General features: G+C 64.7%; 2 protein-coding genes and 1 tRNA gene. All 3 read right to left on the bottom strand.

Annotation, left to right across the window (positions count from 1 at the left end):
* Positions 1-162 precede the first annotated feature (162 nt).
* The 3 genes from VGQ94_02985 to VGQ94_02975 all read right to left on the bottom strand — a co-directional run bounded on the left by VGQ94_02985 (position 163) and on the right by VGQ94_02975 (position 1,724).
* On the bottom strand, positions 163-930 hold the full coding sequence (locus tag VGQ94_02985; GenBank protein ID HEV2021470.1) for an arginine deiminase family protein: 768 nt from the start codon (positions 928-930) through the stop codon (positions 163-165).
* A 10-nt stretch (positions 931-940) separates the two neighbouring features.
* Positions 941-1,597: a hypothetical protein gene (locus VGQ94_02980; protein HEV2021469.1), complete on the bottom strand. Its 657-nt coding sequence runs from the start codon at positions 1,595-1,597 to the stop codon at positions 941-943.
* Positions 1,598-1,648: 51 nt separating this feature from the next.
* Positions 1,649-1,724, bottom strand: a tRNA-Ala gene (locus VGQ94_02975).
* Positions 1,725-1,942: the final 218 nt, after the last annotated feature.

The raw sequence follows: 1,942 nt of genomic DNA, 5'->3' as shown, positions 1-1,942 counted from the left end.
CACATTGATTACGTGGTGGAGATCATCCTGGAAGTGTGGCGGAACCGCGAGCAGATCCACGGCCTCAGGCTCACCCACGAGGCGCCTTCCTGCGGCACTTCACCGCGCAGTTCGAGCGACTGGGAGTGCCCGCCGCAGCGGGTGCGAAGGCGTCGACTTCGATCACTTCGGACTGAAAATCAGGCTGCAGCAGGTCACTCCGCCCTCGGCTTTGGCCAGCTCCGAGACCTCGACCGGAATGACGCGAATACCGCGCTCCTCCAGCCGCTTCCCTGTGCGCGTGTACGCAGCGGAAAAGATCACCGCGCCATTAAGCAGCAGCGCGTTGGCCGCGAACGGCTCCGCCGAGTCCACCTCGACCAGCTCGAAGTTCCCAAAGGGGCGCCGGTCGAGCCAGGCAGGATTGATGAGGAGCGTGCGCTCCGCCACCTGCGTGACCGCTGACTTCAGATGCAGACAACGCTCGACCGGCACGCTCTCGACCTTGTACCCGTGGGGCGCCAGCAGCGCGCGCATCTGCTTGATGCCGGCCTGGTTGGTCCGCTGCGAGAGCCCGACGAAAACCTGCTTGCCGGCAGTAAGCACGTCTCCGCCGTCGAGCGTCCCCGGCGCCTCGATGCGCTCCAGCTTGCGGTGCGGCTCGAGCGCCTTCGCCACCGACGCCACCTCCGCTCGCCGCGACTCCGCTCCCGGCCGCGCCAGGATCGCCAACTCGTCGAATACTACTGCCACGTCCTCGACAAAAACCGAGTCCGGCAGTTCCGGCTCGGCAGGCAAGCTGGTCACCCGGCAGCCCAAGCCTTCGAGACAATCCTCATACGCCTGATGCTGCGCGGCGGCGCGCTTCACATCAATGGGCGCGCGCGCCAAGTGGGTGAGCTGGCACTCGCTCATACGCGGGCTGATTTTTCGGGTGATGGCGACAAGCATGGGAGAGGATTTATCCCTGGTCGATCCCCAGGGCTTTCAGCCGAGCGCGATAAGTCTCGACCATTTCCTTCGCGCCCCGAAAGGCGAGGACAAGTTCTTCCTGGTCGTTCGGGCCCGGCGCAACCGTGACTGTGGTCCGGCGGTATTCTTTCCGGAGGGAGTCGGGCAACCGCAGCTTCTCGGCCACGAGTCCCACCGCCGTCCCCCAGCCCGAGACCAGTTGCATCAGCGTGGCCATGGGAACTTCCTTCAGGTCCTCCTGGCTTCCGAGCACCATCTCGTAGGTGGCCTCCTTCGGACGGTCCGCTGTGGCTTCGGTCATGGCCTGCCCTCCTGTCTGCTCCGGGGATTCTTGCGACGCTCCCGATGGGGAATCCACGGGAAACTGCTGGCGCAGCCGCGCCAGCCCTTCGAGCTTCAACTGCTGCACTGCGGGATCTCTTTCGGCGGCGCGCACGGCCTTCTCTTCTTCATCGAAGGTGCGCGCGAACACCTGGCCCAGCGTCTCGCCGGGTTGGAACTGGATCTTATCGGGCTCCAGCCGCTGCATCAGTGCGGCGAGCCAGGTGGAGAGTTCCTGGGTGGCCGCGTCCGCGCGCGCCTCGGCGGAATCCGGCTTCTCTTCCCGATGCCGTAACTTGTCCAGAAACCCCAGAGTTCCCCCCACTGACGATTCCCGAATGTCGATGCGTTGCGCCCGAGTGCCCAGGGAAGATCATGGTGGAGCTAGTCGGGATCGAACCGACGACCTCATCGTTGCGAACGATGCGCTCTCCCAGCTGAGCTATAGCCCCACGTTTCGCGCTGGCTGCAGGCACATTTTAGCAGCCGCTCTGCCCGCCAACCAACGGCGCTGCCCTTTGAGCGATTGGGTCAGTGGGTGATTGCGCCATTGGGTCATTTGGCGGCGGCGATGTCGGTGACGGCGGCGTACACGTACTGAATGAACTGTCCCAGCGCTTCTACCGACAGCCGTTCGTCGTTGCCGTGGATGCGGCGGGCCTCCTCTGAG

It is taken from the genome of Terriglobales bacterium, from assembly GCA_035937135.1.
Taxonomy (GTDB): domain Bacteria; phylum Acidobacteriota; class Terriglobia; order Terriglobales; family Acidobacteriaceae; genus DASYVL01.
Note: the sequence above shows the minus strand (reverse complement) of the source record. Positions and strands in the feature narration are given on the sequence as shown.

What these genes read in the sequence shown, in the direction of transcription:
- VGQ94_02985 (HEV2021470.1), bottom strand. Translation starts at nt 930, where the DNA reads ATGCTTGTCGCCATCACCCGAAAAATCAGCCCGCGTATGAGCGAGTGC.